Below are 16,255 nucleotides of genomic sequence, written 5' to 3'. Positions count from 1 at the left end.
GGATTAGGGCAAACGCACGAAAGTTTTATTTTGTGAAAACTGGTTCAAGCGAGGAGGCTTAAACCAGTTTTTGCCTAATTGGTATTTCCATAATGTAATACCAACAACTAAACTAATCTATTGAATCAACATAAAATAAATAGGCATTCCAACAGTAATATTAAAAGGAAAGGTTACTGCTAAAGCCATCGGAATAAAAAGACCAGAGTTAGCTTGTGGAACGGCAATTTTCATCGCAGCAGGAACAGCAATATAAGAAGCACTAGCAGCCAAAATCGCAAAAATAAAACGATTAGCAACATCATCAGTAATAAAACCACTCAAAATAGCCGTTAGAGAGCCATTAAAAATAGGAATAATAATCGCAAAAAGAGCTGCAAACCAACCAGATTTTAGAAATGCACTTAGTTTTTTTCCACTTTCAATTCCCATAGCTAAAAGAAAAATAGCCAAAAAACCTTTAAAAATATCAGTTGTAAAAGGTTTTATCCCTTCGGCTTGTTTTTCGTCTGCAATAAGTCCGATGAATAAACTTCCCAAAACCATCAAAACACTACCATTTGTAAAAGAGTGAATGATGATGTTTTTCATTTTACTAACAGAAGAAATATTTTTTGGAGTAGCGTGGTAAGTATCATCAATCTGAAAATCGTGAGTAGGAATGATTTTAGGTTCATATTCTTCTATTTCTTCATCATTGTTTACTTCTGATTCTTGTTCTTTTTTATTGTAAAGCATAATCAAAGCTACACCCACCACAATTGCAGGAGCTTCCATAAGAGCCATAACAGCAACCATGTGTCCACCAAAGGCAAGATTTTGAAGTTCTAAAAAAGAAGCAGCAGCTACAAAAGTAACAGCACTTACCGAACCATAAGACGCTGCAATCGCACCCGCATCAAAAACAGAAAGTTTGCGCTTCAAGATAAAAAATGTATAAAGAGGAACAATTACAGAGAGAAAAATTCCAAATAGAAGTGAAAATAAAATCTCTAAATCAAAATGACTGTGAGAAAGTTCTTGTCCACCCTTAAAACCGATAGCGAAAAGAAGATAAAGTGAAATAAACTTGACAGAACCAGCAGGGATTTCTAAATCACTTTTTACTTTGACAGCAAAAACTCCTAACACAAAAAATAAAAGTGTAGGATTGGTTAGATTAGAGAGCAGTAAATCAAAATTCATTAGTTGTGGGACTGATAAATAAAAAGAAAAAATAATTATTTATGCAGAAAGAGTAGGCAAATGTAGTGAAGATTTTTGAGTTCTGTTTTATAAATATTAATCTTATCAAAAAGAAAACCCACGGTTTTTAACCGTGGGAAAAGCTCTAACTACGATAACGTTTCAATAAATCCGAATACGCATCTATTCGTCTATCTCTAAGAAAAGGCCAAATACGACGGACATTTTCGCTTCGTTTCATATCAATTTCTACAACATTATTTTCTTCTTTGTCTTTCGTTCCTTCAAATAAAAACTCGCCTTGTGAGCCAGTTACAAAACTGTTTCCCCAAAATGTAATTCCATCAGTTACACCTGTCGAATCTTCTTCAAAACCTGTTCTGTTTACAGAAATTACTGGCAAACCGTTGGCTACTGCGTGTCCTCGTTGTGAAATAATCCAAGCATTTCGTTGTCTGTCTTTTTCGTCTTGTGTGTCGCCTTGTTCCCATCCGATGGCTGTTGGATAAATCAAAACTTCTGCACCAGCCAAAGCCATCAAACGAGCTGCTTCTGGATACCACTGATCCCAACACACCAAAACTCCCAAACGTCCCACAGAAGTATTGATAGGCTCAAAACCTGCTCCTTCATCACTGACACTTCTTTTTTCATAATCCCCAGGGGTAAAATAGAATTTTTCATAATAGGCTGGGTCGTCTGGAATGTGCATTTTTCGGTACGTTCCTGCAATTGTTCCGTCGCTTTCCAAAACTACAGCTGTGTTGTGATAAATTCCTGCTGCTCGCCTTTCAAAAATAGAAGCCACAACCACAACGCCACATTCTTTTGCTGTTTCGGCAATGGCATTTGAAGTGTACCCTGGAATAGTTTCGGCAAGGTCAAAATAATTTACATCTTCACTCTGACAAAAATAAACATTGTTGTGAAGTTCTTGCAAGACGACCAAATTAGCACCCTTTTTGGCGCATTCTCTGATGCCTTCTTGACTTTTTTTGATATTTTCTTCTCGGTTTGTACTGCATGTTTGTTGGACTAAACCAACTTTTAGATTTTTCATATTTATTATTCAATTACGAATTACGAATTAAAAATTACGAATTTTTTTATTACTTGCCGTTTTCGGTGTCCTCAACATAGCCGTAAGGTTAAAAATTTATTTGTCTTTCTGTTCCGTAGGAACTTTATATTGGTAGGATTTCAAGATTTTTAATACAAAATGCGACCAATATACAACTCCTACGGAGTAAATGAATTTTAATTTTTCTGTTTTTATCTACCAATATTAAACTCCTAATAGAGTAAAAGCCAAAATTTCTCAATAGCCTTACGGCTATGTTGTCTCCACTGACGACACTTAAATTTTAAACAAAATAAGTCTATTAAGCGTATTTTCTATTGTACAATGAAATTAACTGATAACTGTTTACTGAAAACTGATAACTGAATGAGCGATTTTATACAAAAACTCAAAAACCGTTTGGATTCTCCTCTTCGTCCTGCTGAAAAAGCACAACGATTGATGGAATCTTCAGCACGAAAAACAACAACTTCTTTTCAATACAAAGAACGTAAAAAAACACGAATTGCAGCCGTTTTGATGTTGTTGTATCCTTATCAAGATGAAGATGGAAACGAAAAGTTTGACTGGAAAATGCCTTTGGTTTTGCGCCCACAATACGAAGGTATGCACAATCACGGAGGACAAATTGGTTTACCAGGAGGAGGACGAGAAGAACAAGACGAAAATTTGATGATGACTGCTATTAGAGAAACACAAGAAGAAATAGGCGTTATTGTTCCAAAAATCAATATTTTGGGTTCTTTGTCAGATTTATATATTCCACCGAGTGATTCTATGGTAACTCCTTTTGTTGGTTTTTTAGATGCAAAGCCAAATTTTATTCCAGACCCAAAAGAAGTAGCTAGAATTATTGAAGCTCCTCTTTCGTCTCTTCAAAATCCAAAATTGCGTTTGCAGAAAAAAGTAACTCTTCCAAATAAAATAGTTTTAGATGTTCCTTATTTTTCTGTAAATGAGGATTCTATTTGGGGCGCAACGGCAATGATGTTGAGTGAGTTTTTGCATTTGATAGAGGAGATTGAGTGATTATATCAACGCTTGCTAAAGTCAGATTACTGACCATTATCAACGTTTTCTTGAAATGATATTTATCATTATGAATTGAACAGGGTTTAAACCCTGTTTTTTGTGAAAATAAATTTTTCCCTTAGCAATCCTTCTGTAATCGGAAGGTTGATAATGGGAATTATGTAACTTTGCAGCCTACTCTAAAATCTTCAAATTCCATCTGCTGCAATGAAATTCCTATTTTACTTTTCCCTTATTTTTTTACTTTTCTCTTGCAAATCTGAAAAGGAACAAGAACAAATCAATCAAAAAATATTTCGTTATAATGAATTAGAATATATAAAAACTCTACATCCTCTTTCTGTGACCAATGAAGCTGAGAGAAGAATTGTGCATCAGATTTTTAATGGACTTTGGCGACTAGAAAATGACAGAAATTTTTATCCTTCTTTAGCAGATTCTACAACACAGATTGATAGCTTGACGTGGGAATTTGTCTTGAAACCGAATATTCAACTTCATAGCACTTCCACAAAAGAATTTTTGACTTCAAAAGATGTCGTAGAAAGTCTGACAAATTGGGCAAAATTTGAGCTTAAAAGGAATGAAAAAATACCTATTCAAACGCAGATTTTCAAAGAAATAATAGGAGCAGATTATGAGAAAGCCTTTGAAATAATTAATGAACGAAAATTTAGAATACATTTACAAATTCCTTTTTCGCCTTTGATTCAGTTGTTTTCTTGTACCGAATCTTTGATTGTTCCTAGTAAAAAAAGTCGTTTGGGAGATAAATTTTCGCCTGTTGGTTCGGGTGCTTTTTATGTTGATTATTTTGAAGACAATCAAAAAGTTGTTTTAAAGAAACATCAAAATTATTTTCATAAGACAATCAAATTAGATACGCTTCCTCTTTTAGATGAAATACACGTTTCTTTTTATCAAAATCCAGAAGGTATTGCATATAAAATTCTAAATGATGAATTAGACTGGCTTCCCTCCACCCAGCAAACTCAAACCGTTTTGCCCTTCATTATACAGAAGGAAAAAGAAATGCAAAACAAAAACAACTCAAAAACAAACAAAAATAAATCTGAAAATCAAAGTAAAGGGTTTGTTTCAAAACTCATTCAACTAGATTCTTTTCCCCTTTTGCAAACGGCAGGTTTTGAAATTCAAATTTTAGATACTTCTGATGTAGAATTAAATGCGAATTTTTTTACAATTCAATCTTTTCGTCAGGCTTTGAATATGGGAATTTATAGAGAAGAATTTAAAAAGATTGCGTCTTATTCTTACCCAGCTCACGAAGGAATTTTTCCGAATATCTTACCAAAAAACACACAAGAAAAGGCAGATGGTTATTATTTCCATCCTCAAACAAGCAGAGATATTTTACAAAAAATAGGTTTTGATTCTACTAATGTTATAAAGATTTTTGCAGAAAAACATGATACAGCTTGGGTAAATTTAGCACGAAAACAATGGAAAAACTTGGGAATAAATTCTATTCTTTATTTGGACTCAGAGTCAAACACAGCAAATAAAAATAAGGCTGATTTAATTGCAACCACTTTTAAGGCTTCTTTTGCTGATGAGAGTTTTTTGTTTTGGAAGTATTTTGATAGAAAAAGTTATGATAAATTTTTGATTGAAAAAGAAGGTTTTTTAGAATTTGAGAAAGAAGAAACTAAAACAGTAAACCAAACAAATAATCAGAATGATTCTAGTAAAATAAGTTTCATCAATAAAGTTGATAAAATGGATTTGTTTTCCATCAAAAAACTTCGTTTTGATTCTCTTTTTATAGAATATCTAAAGCAAAAAAATGAAATTGAGAAAGAGTTTTTATCCAATCAACTCAAAAATAAATTGATTCGTTCTGCGCCTTTTATAGAAATTTTTTATCTCCCAACACATCAAATTAGGCGTTCTTATATTGCCGAGCTTGTTCCGAATGCACTCGGAATTTATCATTTTGATAGACTTGATAAGTCATTTTTAGAACCTATTGAGTTAATAAGAGAAGATTATATGTTTCAAGAATAATTGTATAACAGACTTCCCAGTCTGTTGGCATTCGTGATCAGACTGGGAAGTCTGACATACTTTTGATTTTTTTGGTTTACCTTTTCAGAAATCAAACATAAAGAAGTAAAAGCCAAATTTTACAGACTATTTTATAATGGAAAATGAAAAATTAATCCAATTTCTAAGACAGGCAGCACATCGAAAAAAAGCCTTAGAATACCTCTATCAATCTTTTGAAAAAACAAGTAAAGGATTGCAGAAATTAGGAGCAGAAGAAAGCGAAACAAAAGATATTTTTCAAGAAGCAATTTTAGTTTTTTATCATCAAGCACAAAAGCTAGATTTTAAACTGACTGCAAAACCTTCAACGTATCTTTTCGGAATTTGTCATAATATTTTTAGAAATAAAAGACGAAAAGAAGACAGAAAAAACACATTTTTGAATACAGATTTTTTGATAGAATTTTCTGATAAAATAGATTTTGAAAATCAAGACGATACAAATATTTATAAAAGTGAAGAAGCCATTTCTGTTTTGAGAAAAATTTTGACAGAGCTAGGCGAGCCGTGTAAAAAATTATTGTCAGGATATTATGTAGATAAATTTTCTATGAAAGAATTAGCTGAAAAACTGGGTTATAATTCGGATTCGACAGCTAAAGCACAGAAATACAAGTGTTTGCAGCGAGCTAAAAAATTAGCTCAACATCAATTAGAAAATTTACAAACTATTCTACTCTAAAACTTTAATAAAGAATACTATGTCGCCACATCTCACAGAAATAGAAAAAATAGAACAGCTTTTAGAGAACGAAAATTTTAATATCGATTCTTTAAATGATTTTCATCATTTGTCTAATAATGAAAAACAAGATATTCTCTTACAAAAACAACTTGTAAAAGAGATTACAAACCTTCAAATTTTGGAGGAACTGGAAGAGATTCATACTCAAAGAATCATCAAAAATAATTTTTATCAAAAACGCATTTATCTTTTATCTGCGTTGCTACTTCTGTTTTCTAGTATCGGAATTTACTTTGTTTCTGATTTTATATTTAATCCAAAAACTCAAATAAATTCAGAAAATTTTATCCAAAATGAAATTGAATTGCCTCAAAAAAATGATTTAGAAAATTTAGAATTAGTTGAAAATTCTGTCTTTCAAAAAAATAATAAAAGTGGTCTTTCTTGGAGTGGAAATTCTATTATAGATTCTCTAAAAAAATCGTTAGACATTGTAAAATTGGAGAAGGCTAAAATTCGTAGAATAAACATTATTGATACGACAACAATAGATAAAAGAAATAATACTTACAATCATTCTATCACTACAAGTATTCAATCCAATGAAATCATTGCTTGTATTGATAATTCATTTTTCTATGTAAAGCCTGTTTCTTATCAGTTTGTAGATAGTTTATATGATGTTTGGTATAGACAAAACCCTAACTATAAATATAACAGAGTTACTTTTTACAAGGAATTAGATTATCATATAAAAGGAGAGCAAATTGAAATAGTTAATCCAGACGGTGAAAATAAAATTTCTTCTCCTTCACTTTCTGCTGATGGAAATACACTTTTTTACTCTAAGAAAAGCAAAAAAGGTGATTATGATATTTGGAAAACAGAAAGAATTTTGGAAAACGGAAAACTGACTTGGCAAGAACCAACTGAAGTAAAGGCTCTCAATAAAACAAAATCGTATGAACTTTCTCCGTCTATTTCTGCTGATGGAAATACGATTTACTTTTCAAGAAATCCGAATGCAGTAGGTTGTGCAAGAATTTATTTTTCAACTAAAAACGAATTTGGAGAATGGAATGAACCTCAAATGATTCCTATTTCAGACAATAAACATATTAATTATGGTTGTGATGTTGCACCTTATATTTTGCCTGACGGAAAAACACTTTTATTTTCTGCACAACGTATGAAAGGAGTGAAAAATCTAGGTTTGTACGATATTTATATGATTCAAAAACAAGAAAATAATAAATGGTCTGAAATGGAACTGATAGAAAGTATTAGTTCAGATGATACAGAAAGTAGTTTTACGGTTCTGCCAAAAGAGAATAAGATTTATTTTTCAAGGGTACAAGACCATTGTGCTGCTTGTTATGGAAGTGAAGTATATAGCATTCCTATTCCAAAACAATTACAAGGCTTTTTCCCTCAAAAAGAAAATTCTAAATTGATTTCTCAAAAAAATAAACTCATAGAAACTTCCACTGGAAAAGATTTTGAACTAAATGATTTTACCTTTGATTCGAATTCGGCTCTGCTTACACAAAATGGAAAAATGAGTTTGGAACGGATTTTACTTTTTATGAATGAAAATCTTGATGTTTCTTTACAAATAATTGCTCATACAGATAATGAAGGTGAAATGAGTTACAATCAGATTTTATCCGAAAAACGTGCAAAAGCAGTTTGTCAGTTTTTGGAAAGTAAAGGAGTTGATAAAAGAAGACTTCTTCCACTAGGGAAAGGAGAAACAGAACCAAAAGTAGAAAATACAAATCAAGAAAATAAAACCAAAAACAGACGAGTAGAGTTTTTTGTGATACAAAAAGTAAATTAAGAACAGATTTGAAAACTCAAACCCTAAGGGATTATGAAAACCCTTAGGGTTGAATGACTACATTCTTAAAATATCTAAGGTATATGCTCCTCCTTCACTAAGAACGAAAAAAGCACTCTTTGAATACGAACTATCATTGGCTTCAGAAGAACGAAAAACAAAACGATAACGCCCTGGTTGAAGTGCAAAGTTGGTTCTTGGAATTCCTTTTTCTGGTAGGTTCATCACCCATTCTTCGCTTCCGTCTGGTTTAATAACATAGACACTTCCATAGCCTGATAGTTTATTCAAAATGGTTACTACCCCTGGGGAAGCTACTTTTAGATTTGTTGTTCTGCCTTGATTGATTTGGACATTTTCAAAAACAGTAGTTGGGCGTGTCAAGACTTCTACTCTATAGTTTCCAATCAAATAATTATGGGGTTCATTGACTTGTTGATTGACCAAAATTTCGTTGCTGCCTTTTTTCTGAACAATGGCACTATGTCCAGTGGAATAATCTAAAGAGCCTTTTTGTTCAATGTTTAACTTTCCTTGTGGAGTCATTACCTTGATTACATTGTGTCTTCCTCCAATAATTTCTACATTTTTTTGAATAATTGATGGTGTAGTATAAACAATCAAATCATAAGTAGGAATAGCATCAATATCAAGCTCATCTGTTTTGCCTCCTTTGTCTCTAAAATGAACCAAATTATAACGAGATTTTTGAGTGACTTGATCTATAAAAGCCATGTGAACATTAGCTTCCTTTGGTTGTTTTTTCTCATCTAAAAGCTCAACTGTTACAGTTGTTTTTCCTAAGGTTTGTTTGACTACTTCTTGCAAAAATCCTTTAAATTGTCTTGATGTTTTGGCATTAAAAAAACGTCCCATACATTCAAAACCTTTTGCATATTTGGGTTCAATTCCCATTCCTACAATGAAAGGCTTTAAGAATATTCCTTTTTCTTGCAAACCTCTTGAAATAGCACAAGGGTCACCATCACAGGCTTCAATGCCATCTGTTATCATTACAATTACATTTCTGGTGTCTTTTCCGTCATTAGGAAAATCTTTTGTGGCTTGTTCTAATGAATAGGCGATGGGAGTTGTTCCTTTTGGTTCTAATCCATCAAGCATAGTTCTTATTCTGTCATTGTTTCTTGAGCCAAAAGCAACTTCTAATTTAGAATCTTGACAATTTTTTTGTTTGAAATTGAATTGATGACCATAGACACGCATCGCAACCTCCACATAAGGTACATTTGCAATCGAATCTATCATATTAGACAAAATTTGACGGGCAATATTGATACGTGTATCGCCTTCCCAAGCCGAATTCATACTTCCACTTGCATCAAGTACAAATAAGAGACGAGTAGTTTGAGGAACTTGTTTTTTTTGAGCAAAAGCAGAAGTAGATAATAAAATTAAGGGAAAAGCACTAATAAATAATAAAACGAATAAAAAACGTAGGTTTAATTTCATAGTTATATTGATAGTTGGAGGAGAATTAGAGTAAAAGTGAGCTAGTTTTTTTAATTTTGTAATGAAGAATAGATGTAGCTTAACTTTAGGCTGAAAAAACGTATCTTAGATTTTTAGTCTAAGATAAAAATAAAATTATAAAGAAAGAGAGTTTCAAACATCTTTCCAAAAAATGGAATTCACATTTTTAATAAATCTTCTCTAACAATACCCTATCTCAAAACAGTTTAATCTAAAAACAAACACTTTTTTACCTTGTTCATCAATCATAATGACTACTAGCAAAACCGATATTCAAACACTAGAAGAAAAACAAAACGTATATATTCAAAAAATTAGAACGGAGATAGAGCCTCTGCGTGAGCAACTTTTACATCATCAAGTCTATGCAACTATAAGTTCGGTAGAAGATTTGAAGATTTTTTTAGAGCATCATGTTTTTGCTGTTTGGGATTTTATGTCGCTGCTTAAATCACTTCAAAATGAACTTACTTGTGTTCAAGTGCCTTGGATTCCGAAGGGAAATCCTCTTACACGTCGTTTAATCAATGAAATTGTTTTGGCAGAAGAAACCGATCAAGACGAGGAAGGAAACGCAAAAAGTCATTTCGAACTCTACATTGATGCAATGAATGACTGTAAAGCTGATATTTCTAAAATCACTTATTTGATACAACTTTTGAAGGAATGGAAAAGTGTCAGAACAGCCCTTTCTCAAATTGATATTGCCGAATCTATAAAAGAATTTGTTTCCTTTTCATTTGATGTCATTGAAACTAAAAAAGCGCATAAAATAGCTGTGGTTTTTACTTTCGGAAGAGAAGATTTGATTCCTGACATGTTTACTTCTATTTTGAGAGATATGAAAGCCAAGTCTTCTCATGATGCTGAAAGTATCAAAAAACTAGTTTATTATTTTGACCGTCATATCGAATTGGATGGCGACCATCATTCTCACATGTCTATCCAAATGATAAAAGAACTTTGTGGCGACGATGAAGCAAAATGGAACGATGCCATAGCCATCAGTAAAATTGCCCTTCAAAAAAGAATTGATTTGTGGGATGGAATACTTAATGAAATTGTGAATGGTAAGACAAGTGATAAATTGTAAGTGATAAGTTATAAATTGAATTTCAATGAAAAAATACTTTTTAATAGCTATTTTTTTCTTGGTTTCGCTTTCTGCTTTTGCTCAAAATTTTGATTCATTAATTTCTAAAACTGAAAAAGAACAGTTTTTAAGCCAAAAAAATGAAATTTTGATGCTTCTTTTTGATGGAATAGAAATTAGTAATAAACATGATTTAGAAGAGGTAAAATGGAAGCCTAATTTTTATGAAAGCAAACAGAACGTAATTTCTGATGAAGATTTTGCTTATACTCACTTAGATACTGTATTTTTTTATCAAGAAGGAAATATAAAAAAGGCAGTTGTTATTTTTGCTACGTACATGTATGAAAAAAATAGAGCGATTGATTGTCATTTTTGCGCTCCTACTATTTCAGTTGCTACTTTTGAATATGATGAAAAACTCAAAAAATGGCAAGTCAATAAATTTGATAAATTTTATGGAACACATGGACTTTATGGAAAGATTCAAACTATTGTTTTAAAAAAAATAGGCAAAGAAAAAATTGCTCTTTTCTTTTATGCTGGTTTTACTCATATGGGAGAAAATTATTCTTGTACTACTATTTATGATTTGTCAAAGTTTGAAAAACTAAAAACTGTAAAAACACATTATGAGAATTTGGGTTCTCATCCAGAGAGTGAAAAAGAAAAATGGATAAAGACAAGTAAAGAAATTATATTTGATACAACTCAAATAAATAGTAATGGATATTATGATTTAATTATTACCACAATAAATAAAAATTCTACTAAGGTTGAAGTATTTGAATATCGCAATTTAGAAGGTTACGTTCTTAAAGAATAAAATCACAAAAATCTATGCTTAAGAACTAGAAAAATGATTATTAGAAATGATATAAAGCAAATATCCTTTTTCCTTAAACAACAGAAGAAGAGTAGGTAGAAAATTCAAAGAAAGTATACGATTCAAAGTAGATATATTTTTATTATTAGCTTTGTAAAATAATTTTGTAGGAGATATAATTTGAAATTTTTCAATTAACTAGAATTTTTATTTAAAAAGCATATTCTCATTATTCTTAAATTTGCAAAAAAAACTATTTTTATACGGTTCTAATTTATTCAAAACATGAAAAATTACATTATACTTTCTTTGATTTTATTTGTGTTAGTAAGTTTATTTTCTCTCAAAAGCTTTGGGCAAAACAGTAATAACAAAAAAGAAATATTTTATTTAGTAAACTCTCTAAATCCGAAGAAAAAAATAAAACTATCAGGTAATTATGAGCTATCACAAGAAGCAATTAAAAGTGATTCGACGATGAAAGAAATGAAAATATCATTAACAGGAAATATAAATAGTATATCAGATTCATCTTTAATTTACAATATTTCACAAGAATATATTTCTTTTGATTCAGATGAAGGTTATCATATTGTTATGAATCCTCGTAAGTATGATAAGAACAAAATAATAAAAGTCGTAGACATTCCTTTTCAGAAGGTAAACTCTATTAGTTATTCTACTCCTACTCGTCAAGTGTTGGGGGGAATAAGTAATTCGGCTGCTATTCTATCTGCTTTTACAACTCTCATTGTTGCACCTTTGGTAAGCATTAATTATGGTAGTGGGAAATTTAGACAAGACAGGTATTATAAATTTGCTGGAGTTGGATTATTTAGTTTTATTGTTAGCTTACCTATTGCAGCATTATCATCATCAAAAAAATATAAAATATCTAGAAACAATCAAAAAGGAGAAGATTTTTGGCATTTGAGAGCTAGATAAATTTATTTTTGTTTAAAATGAAAAATCCCTTCTAACAATAAAGTCAGAAGGGATTTTTCATTCCTTAGAAATAGGTAGTTAATTAATCATTTATAATTAACCACTAATCATTGATTAATATTTCTTTGGTTTCTTAGGTCTTACAAGAGGTTGCGCTTCCTGTTGTTGCTCAGGATTTTCTGCTTCCTCTTCCATTGCTTTCATATATTCAGCCATTTCTGCTTTGTCAGAATATTGTTGAGCATATTTTTCTTTTTTCTTTTCTAATAACTCACGTTCGTGTTCGATAGCATTCTTAGAATACAAATCTAATACTAAAGGAGTTGCTACAAAAACAGAAGAATACGTACCTACAATTACACCAATAAGAAGAGCAAAAGAGAATCCTTTAAGAGCTTCTCCACCGAAGATAAACAAAATCAATACTACTAAAAGTGTAGTAACTGAAGTAATCAATGTTCTGCTTAGTGTTTGATTAACAGCTCCGTTGATTGTTTCTTGTAAGTCTTCATCCACTCTATCATTAAGAGCTTCACGAATACGGTCAAATACAACCACTGTATCATTCAATGAATAACCAATTACAGTAAGAATGGCAGCAATAAATACTTGGTCAATCTCAACAGCAAATCCTAAAAGATAAGCAATTGCAAAAAGAGAAAGTACAATCAAACTATCATGTGTAAGGGCTGCAACAGCACCAGCACCAAAACGCCAGTTGCTAAAACGAACTGAAATATAACCAAACATCAAAATCAAAGCTACAATTACAGCCGTACGAGCTGAGTCTGCAATATCATCAGCGATAGTTGCACCTACTTTCGAAGTACTTACTACTTCTGGATTGAGAGCTGTATATTTTTCTCCCAAACTAGCCATAATTTCGTTCTGAATTTGCTCATCTACATCAGTAGATTCTTCTTCCGAACGGTAACTTGTTGTAATTTTTACTTTATCATTTCCATCATAACTTTTTACCTCTACTGAAGTATTGAGTTTTTGTTCAATGCTTGCTTCAATTTGTGAAGGAGTTACGTCTTGTGAAAATGCAACTACATACGAACGTCCACCTGTGAAATCAACACCCATATTTAAGCCATTTGTCACTAAAACAGCAATACCAACAGCAATCACAACACCAGAAACGATATAACCAATTTTACGTTTGCCCATAAAATTGAAGTTTGTGTTTGCTAACATATTTTTAGTAAATGGAGTAGAGAAAGACATATTGCTCTCGTCTCCTTTACGGCTCATCCAATAGATAATCAAACGGCTTACATAAACTGCTGTAAAGAATGAACAAACAATACCAATCATCAAAGTAACAGCAAAACCTTTAATAGGACCTGCGCCCAATACATAAAGTACAACCGAAGTGATAAGTGTTGTTACGTTGGCATCAATAATTGTAATCAAAGCTCTTTGAAAACCGTCTTCAATCGAAACCATCAAACCTTTACCCATTGCAAGTTCCTCTCTGATTCTTTCAAAGATAAGTACGTTTGCATCAACTGACATACCGATTGTAAGAACGATACCTGCAATACCTGGAAGTGTAAGTGCTGCTCCAAGTTGTGCCAAAAGTCCGAAAATAAAGAAGATATTTGCAAGAAGAGCTACGTTTGCTACAATACCAGCTTTTGCATAATAAATAATCATAAACAAGACTACTAAGCCTAATCCAACAAGGATAGACAAGATTCCTTGTGTTTGTGCAACTGCTCCCAAAGAAGGTCCTACTACTGCTTCTTCTACAATACGAGTAGGAGCAGGAAGTTTACCAGCTTTCAAGATATTTGCTAAGTCTTTTGCTTCATCTACTGTAAAACTACCTGAGATAGAAGAACGACCACCACCAATTTCTTCGTTTACATTTGGTGCTGAATATACATAATCATCAAGAACGATAGCAATCTGACGACCTACATTTTTTCCTGTAAGGTCTTTCCAAAGACGTGCGCCTTCTCCATTCATAGCCAAAGAAACTTCTACTTGACCATTTGGATTGATATCTTGACGAGCATCAGTAACTACATCTCCTGTCATTGGAGATTTGCCACCTGCTGCTGTTTTGATAACATGAAGTGTATAAAATGCTTTTCCTTCGTTTTCTGCATCTGGTTTTACACCCCAAAAGAATTTCATGTCTTTAGGAATGATATTTTTTACCATTGGGTCATTCAATATTTTATTGATAGAAGAAGTATCTAAGGCTTCATAGGTCAATGTAAAATAATTCTGACTAAGAGGAGTAAGTTTTGCGAAAAGAGGAGAAACAGTTTGATTTTGAGTTGTATCTGCATCAGCTAATAAATCATCTGTTTTTGCAGAATCTCCTTCGTTAGCAATTGCATTACCCAAACTATCTGTTTGTGTGTCTGTATTCATTATCAAGTCATCTCCTGCATCAGCTGTATTTGTTGTATCAGGAATTGTCAAATCGTCTGTATTTGCAGTTTCTGCTTTTTCCATACGATTTTCTACCCAAAATGTATTGATTTTTGTCAAAACTTCTTGGTATTCTTGTGGCTGATATACTTCCCAAAACTCTAGTTTGGCAACGCCTTGTAATAAATCACGAACACGCTCTGCATTACTTACCCCTGGAAGTTCTACTTGAATACGGCTAGTTCCTTCAATAAGCTGGACATTTGGCTGAGTTACACCGAATTTATCTACACGAGTACGGATAATTTCGAAAGCTCTTTGAACCGAACCATCAACTTCTGTACGAATAAAATCTTCTACTTCTTTGTCAGAAGAACGGAAATTGATTTTTCCACTATTTGCAGAAGTAGCAAAAACATCTTTCAATTTGCCTTCTCCTGCTTTTGCTTGATAAGCATCAAAGAAAAGTTCTACATAACGGTCTTGACTAGAAGCCTGTTGTTTGTTTGCTTCTGCAAGTGCAGCTTGAAAGTCTTCGTTTTGACTTTCATTAGAAAGTGCTTTCAAGATGTCTATTGGAGAAACTTCAAGTGTTACGTGCATACCACCTTGAAGGTCAAGACCAAGATTAAGCTCTTTTTCTTTTACTTCTTGATAAGTAAAGTTAGCTATTAGGATGTCATAAACAGGCTGTGACCACATAGAGTCTAAATACTGTTTTTTGAGTGCTGCATCACCTTTTGAATAGGCTACTGCATTGCTTTCTACATTGCGAGATACAAGTGTGAATGATAATGAGAACAAACACAAGACTGCAAAGAGAATAGCAAGGAATATAATAAAACCTCTATTTTGCATGAGAATAAATTTAAAAGGTAGAAATTAAAACCAATTCAGAAGTTAGAAATTAGAATTGAGAATTAAATTCAATATTGAAAATATGAAATGTATAAATGTGTGAAATGAAATTGCAATTGGAATAAACAATATTACGAAGTAATTATTAGGTTGAAACCTAAAAAGCATTTAACTGATTACTGGTAAATGTTTATTTTATTGATAACTGACTACGGTGCGTTTGGGGAAATAAAGCAACTAAATAATGTTTTGAAGAATGTAGAACTAGAGAAGTAATACGTAACACTATTTATAGTTTGAGAAGAAAAAGAAGGAAATACAAATTCTATACTTGACGTAAGAATTATATTTTGAAAAAACTCTGTAGTAACAAACCCTTGCAAAAGAGCATCAGAAGAAGTTGCTGTTTTGAGTGTGAGAGGTTCTTTTTCTTGTTGATTATCTGAATTTGATAGATTTTTCTTTGTATCTACCTCTTTATCAAGTTTATTGATTAAAGAATAATCAATTTCTGTATTTTCTATACCTTCAAAACGATTTTCTAATAATCTTAGGTTTGCATCTACACCAACAAAGCGCATCGTCGTCGAAAAGACAACTAGCACAAGCATAAAGCAAGTCATGAAAAGAGTACGAGAAGAAGTTTGAAAGTTAGTTTTAGGCATTACCTTTTAATAAAATACAGTTCTTAATAGAATTGCAAAAGTAGTGTTTTTAATTTAGAATCCAAAAAATGATTTAGCATAAATTAAATACTA

The 16,255-nt window shown here is 32.0% G+C and carries 12 protein-coding genes; 7 read left to right on the top strand and 5 right to left on the bottom strand.

What is annotated here, in order from left to right; genetic code table 11:
- Positions 1-117: 117 nt before the first annotated feature.
- Complete coding sequence (locus tag V9L04_RS01145; protein WP_338792223.1) at positions 118-1,185, bottom strand: sodium-dependent bicarbonate transport family permease; 1,068 nt, start codon at positions 1,183-1,185, stop codon at positions 118-120.
- 145 nt (positions 1,186-1,330) lie between these two features.
- Entirely contained in the window at positions 1,331-2,245 is a 915-nt protein-coding gene (locus V9L04_RS01140) for a carbon-nitrogen hydrolase (RefSeq protein ID WP_338792222.1), read from the bottom strand.
- 387 nt (positions 2,246-2,632) lie between these two features.
- Here V9L04_RS01140 and V9L04_RS01135 point away from each other — a divergent pair, with 387 nt between their 5' ends.
- The 4 genes from V9L04_RS01135 (at position 2,633) to V9L04_RS01120 (ending at position 7,893) form a co-directional block, all read left to right on the top strand.
- On the top strand, positions 2,633-3,295 hold the full coding sequence (locus V9L04_RS01135; protein ID WP_338792221.1) for a CoA pyrophosphatase: 663 nt from the start codon (positions 2,633-2,635) through the stop codon (positions 3,293-3,295).
- A gap of 210 nt (positions 3,296-3,505) precedes the next feature.
- Positions 3,506-5,326 carry an ABC transporter substrate-binding protein gene (locus V9L04_RS01130; RefSeq protein WP_338792220.1) on the top strand — a complete coding sequence of 607 codons (1,821 nt, stop codon included), beginning with the start codon at positions 3,506-3,508 and terminating at the stop codon, positions 5,324-5,326.
- A gap of 136 nt (positions 5,327-5,462) precedes the next feature.
- Entirely contained in the window at positions 5,463-6,050 is a 588-nt protein-coding gene (locus V9L04_RS01125; RefSeq protein WP_338792219.1) for a sigma-70 family RNA polymerase sigma factor, read from the top strand.
- A gap of 19 nt (positions 6,051-6,069) precedes the next feature.
- Positions 6,070-7,893: an OmpA family protein gene (locus V9L04_RS01120; protein ID WP_338792218.1), complete on the top strand. Its 1,824-nt coding sequence runs from the start codon at positions 6,070-6,072 to the stop codon at positions 7,891-7,893.
- Between the two features lie 57 nt (positions 7,894-7,950).
- Here V9L04_RS01120 and V9L04_RS01115 read toward each other — a convergent pair whose 3' ends face one another.
- Positions 7,951-9,363, bottom strand: a complete 1,413-nt coding sequence (locus tag V9L04_RS01115) for a VWA domain-containing protein (RefSeq protein WP_338792217.1) — start codon at positions 9,361-9,363, stop codon at positions 7,951-7,953.
- A gap of 271 nt (positions 9,364-9,634) precedes the next feature.
- Here V9L04_RS01115 and V9L04_RS01110 point away from each other — a divergent pair, with 271 nt between their 5' ends.
- The 3 genes from V9L04_RS01110 (at position 9,635) to V9L04_RS01100 (ending at position 12,248) form a co-directional block, all read left to right on the top strand.
- A complete protein-coding gene (locus V9L04_RS01110) occupies positions 9,635-10,477 on the top strand; it encodes a DUF3050 domain-containing protein (RefSeq protein WP_338792216.1) in 843 nt (280 codons plus the stop codon).
- Between the two features lie 25 nt (positions 10,478-10,502).
- On the top strand, positions 10,503-11,303 hold the full coding sequence (locus V9L04_RS01105; protein ID WP_338792215.1) for a hypothetical protein: 801 nt from the start codon (positions 10,503-10,505) through the stop codon (positions 11,301-11,303).
- 285 nt (positions 11,304-11,588) lie between these two features.
- On the top strand, positions 11,589-12,248 hold the full coding sequence (locus V9L04_RS01100) for a hypothetical protein (protein WP_338792214.1): 660 nt from the start codon (positions 11,589-11,591) through the stop codon (positions 12,246-12,248).
- Positions 12,249-12,362: 114 nt separating this feature from the next.
- On the opposite strand, the gene secDF is transcribed toward V9L04_RS01100, so the two are convergent.
- Both secDF and V9L04_RS01090 read right to left on the bottom strand, forming a co-directional pair.
- Positions 12,363-15,497: a protein translocase subunit SecDF gene (gene secDF, locus V9L04_RS01095; protein WP_338792213.1), complete on the bottom strand. Its 3,135-nt coding sequence runs from the start codon at positions 15,495-15,497 to the stop codon at positions 12,363-12,365.
- A 209-nt stretch (positions 15,498-15,706) separates the two neighbouring features.
- Positions 15,707-16,162: a hypothetical protein gene (locus V9L04_RS01090; protein WP_338792212.1), complete on the bottom strand. Its 456-nt coding sequence runs from the start codon at positions 16,160-16,162 to the stop codon at positions 15,707-15,709.
- Positions 16,163-16,255: the final 93 nt, after the last annotated feature.

It is taken from the genome of Bernardetia sp. MNP-M8 (assembly GCF_037126285.1).
In the GTDB taxonomy this organism is placed as follows: Bacteria; Bacteroidota; Bacteroidia; order Cytophagales; family Bernardetiaceae; genus Bernardetia.
Note: the sequence above shows the minus strand (reverse complement) of the source record. Positions and strands in the feature narration are given on the sequence as shown.

What these genes read in the sequence shown, in the direction of transcription:
- V9L04_RS01130 (WP_338792220.1), top strand. Translation starts at nt 3,506, where the DNA reads ATGAAATTCCTATTTTACTTTTCCCTTATTTTTTTACTTTTCTCTTGC.
- secDF (WP_338792213.1), bottom strand. Translation starts at nt 15,497, where the DNA reads ATGCAAAATAGAGGTTTTATTATATTCCTTGCTATTCTCTTTGCAGTC.
- V9L04_RS01125 (WP_338792219.1), top strand. Translation starts at nt 5,463, where the DNA reads ATGGAAAATGAAAAATTAATCCAATTTCTAAGACAGGCAGCACATCGA.
- V9L04_RS01135 (WP_338792221.1), top strand. Translation starts at nt 2,633, where the DNA reads ATGAGCGATTTTATACAAAAACTCAAAAACCGTTTGGATTCTCCTCTT.
- V9L04_RS01145 (WP_338792223.1), bottom strand. Translation starts at nt 1,185, where the DNA reads ATGAATTTTGATTTACTGCTCTCTAATCTAACCAATCCTACACTTTTA.
- V9L04_RS01120 (WP_338792218.1), top strand. Translation starts at nt 6,070, where the DNA reads ATGTCGCCACATCTCACAGAAATAGAAAAAATAGAACAGCTTTTAGAG.
- V9L04_RS01105 (WP_338792215.1), top strand. Translation starts at nt 10,503, where the DNA reads ATGAAAAAATACTTTTTAATAGCTATTTTTTTCTTGGTTTCGCTTTCT.
- V9L04_RS01090 (WP_338792212.1), bottom strand. Translation starts at nt 16,162, where the DNA reads ATGCCTAAAACTAACTTTCAAACTTCTTCTCGTACTCTTTTCATGACT.
- V9L04_RS01100 (WP_338792214.1), top strand. Translation starts at nt 11,589, where the DNA reads ATGAAAAATTACATTATACTTTCTTTGATTTTATTTGTGTTAGTAAGT.
- V9L04_RS01115 (WP_338792217.1), bottom strand. Translation starts at nt 9,363, where the DNA reads ATGAAATTAAACCTACGTTTTTTATTCGTTTTATTATTTATTAGTGCT.
- V9L04_RS01140 (WP_338792222.1), bottom strand. Translation starts at nt 2,245, where the DNA reads ATGAAAAATCTAAAAGTTGGTTTAGTCCAACAAACATGCAGTACAAAC.
- V9L04_RS01110 (WP_338792216.1), top strand. Translation starts at nt 9,635, where the DNA reads ATGACTACTAGCAAAACCGATATTCAAACACTAGAAGAAAAACAAAAC.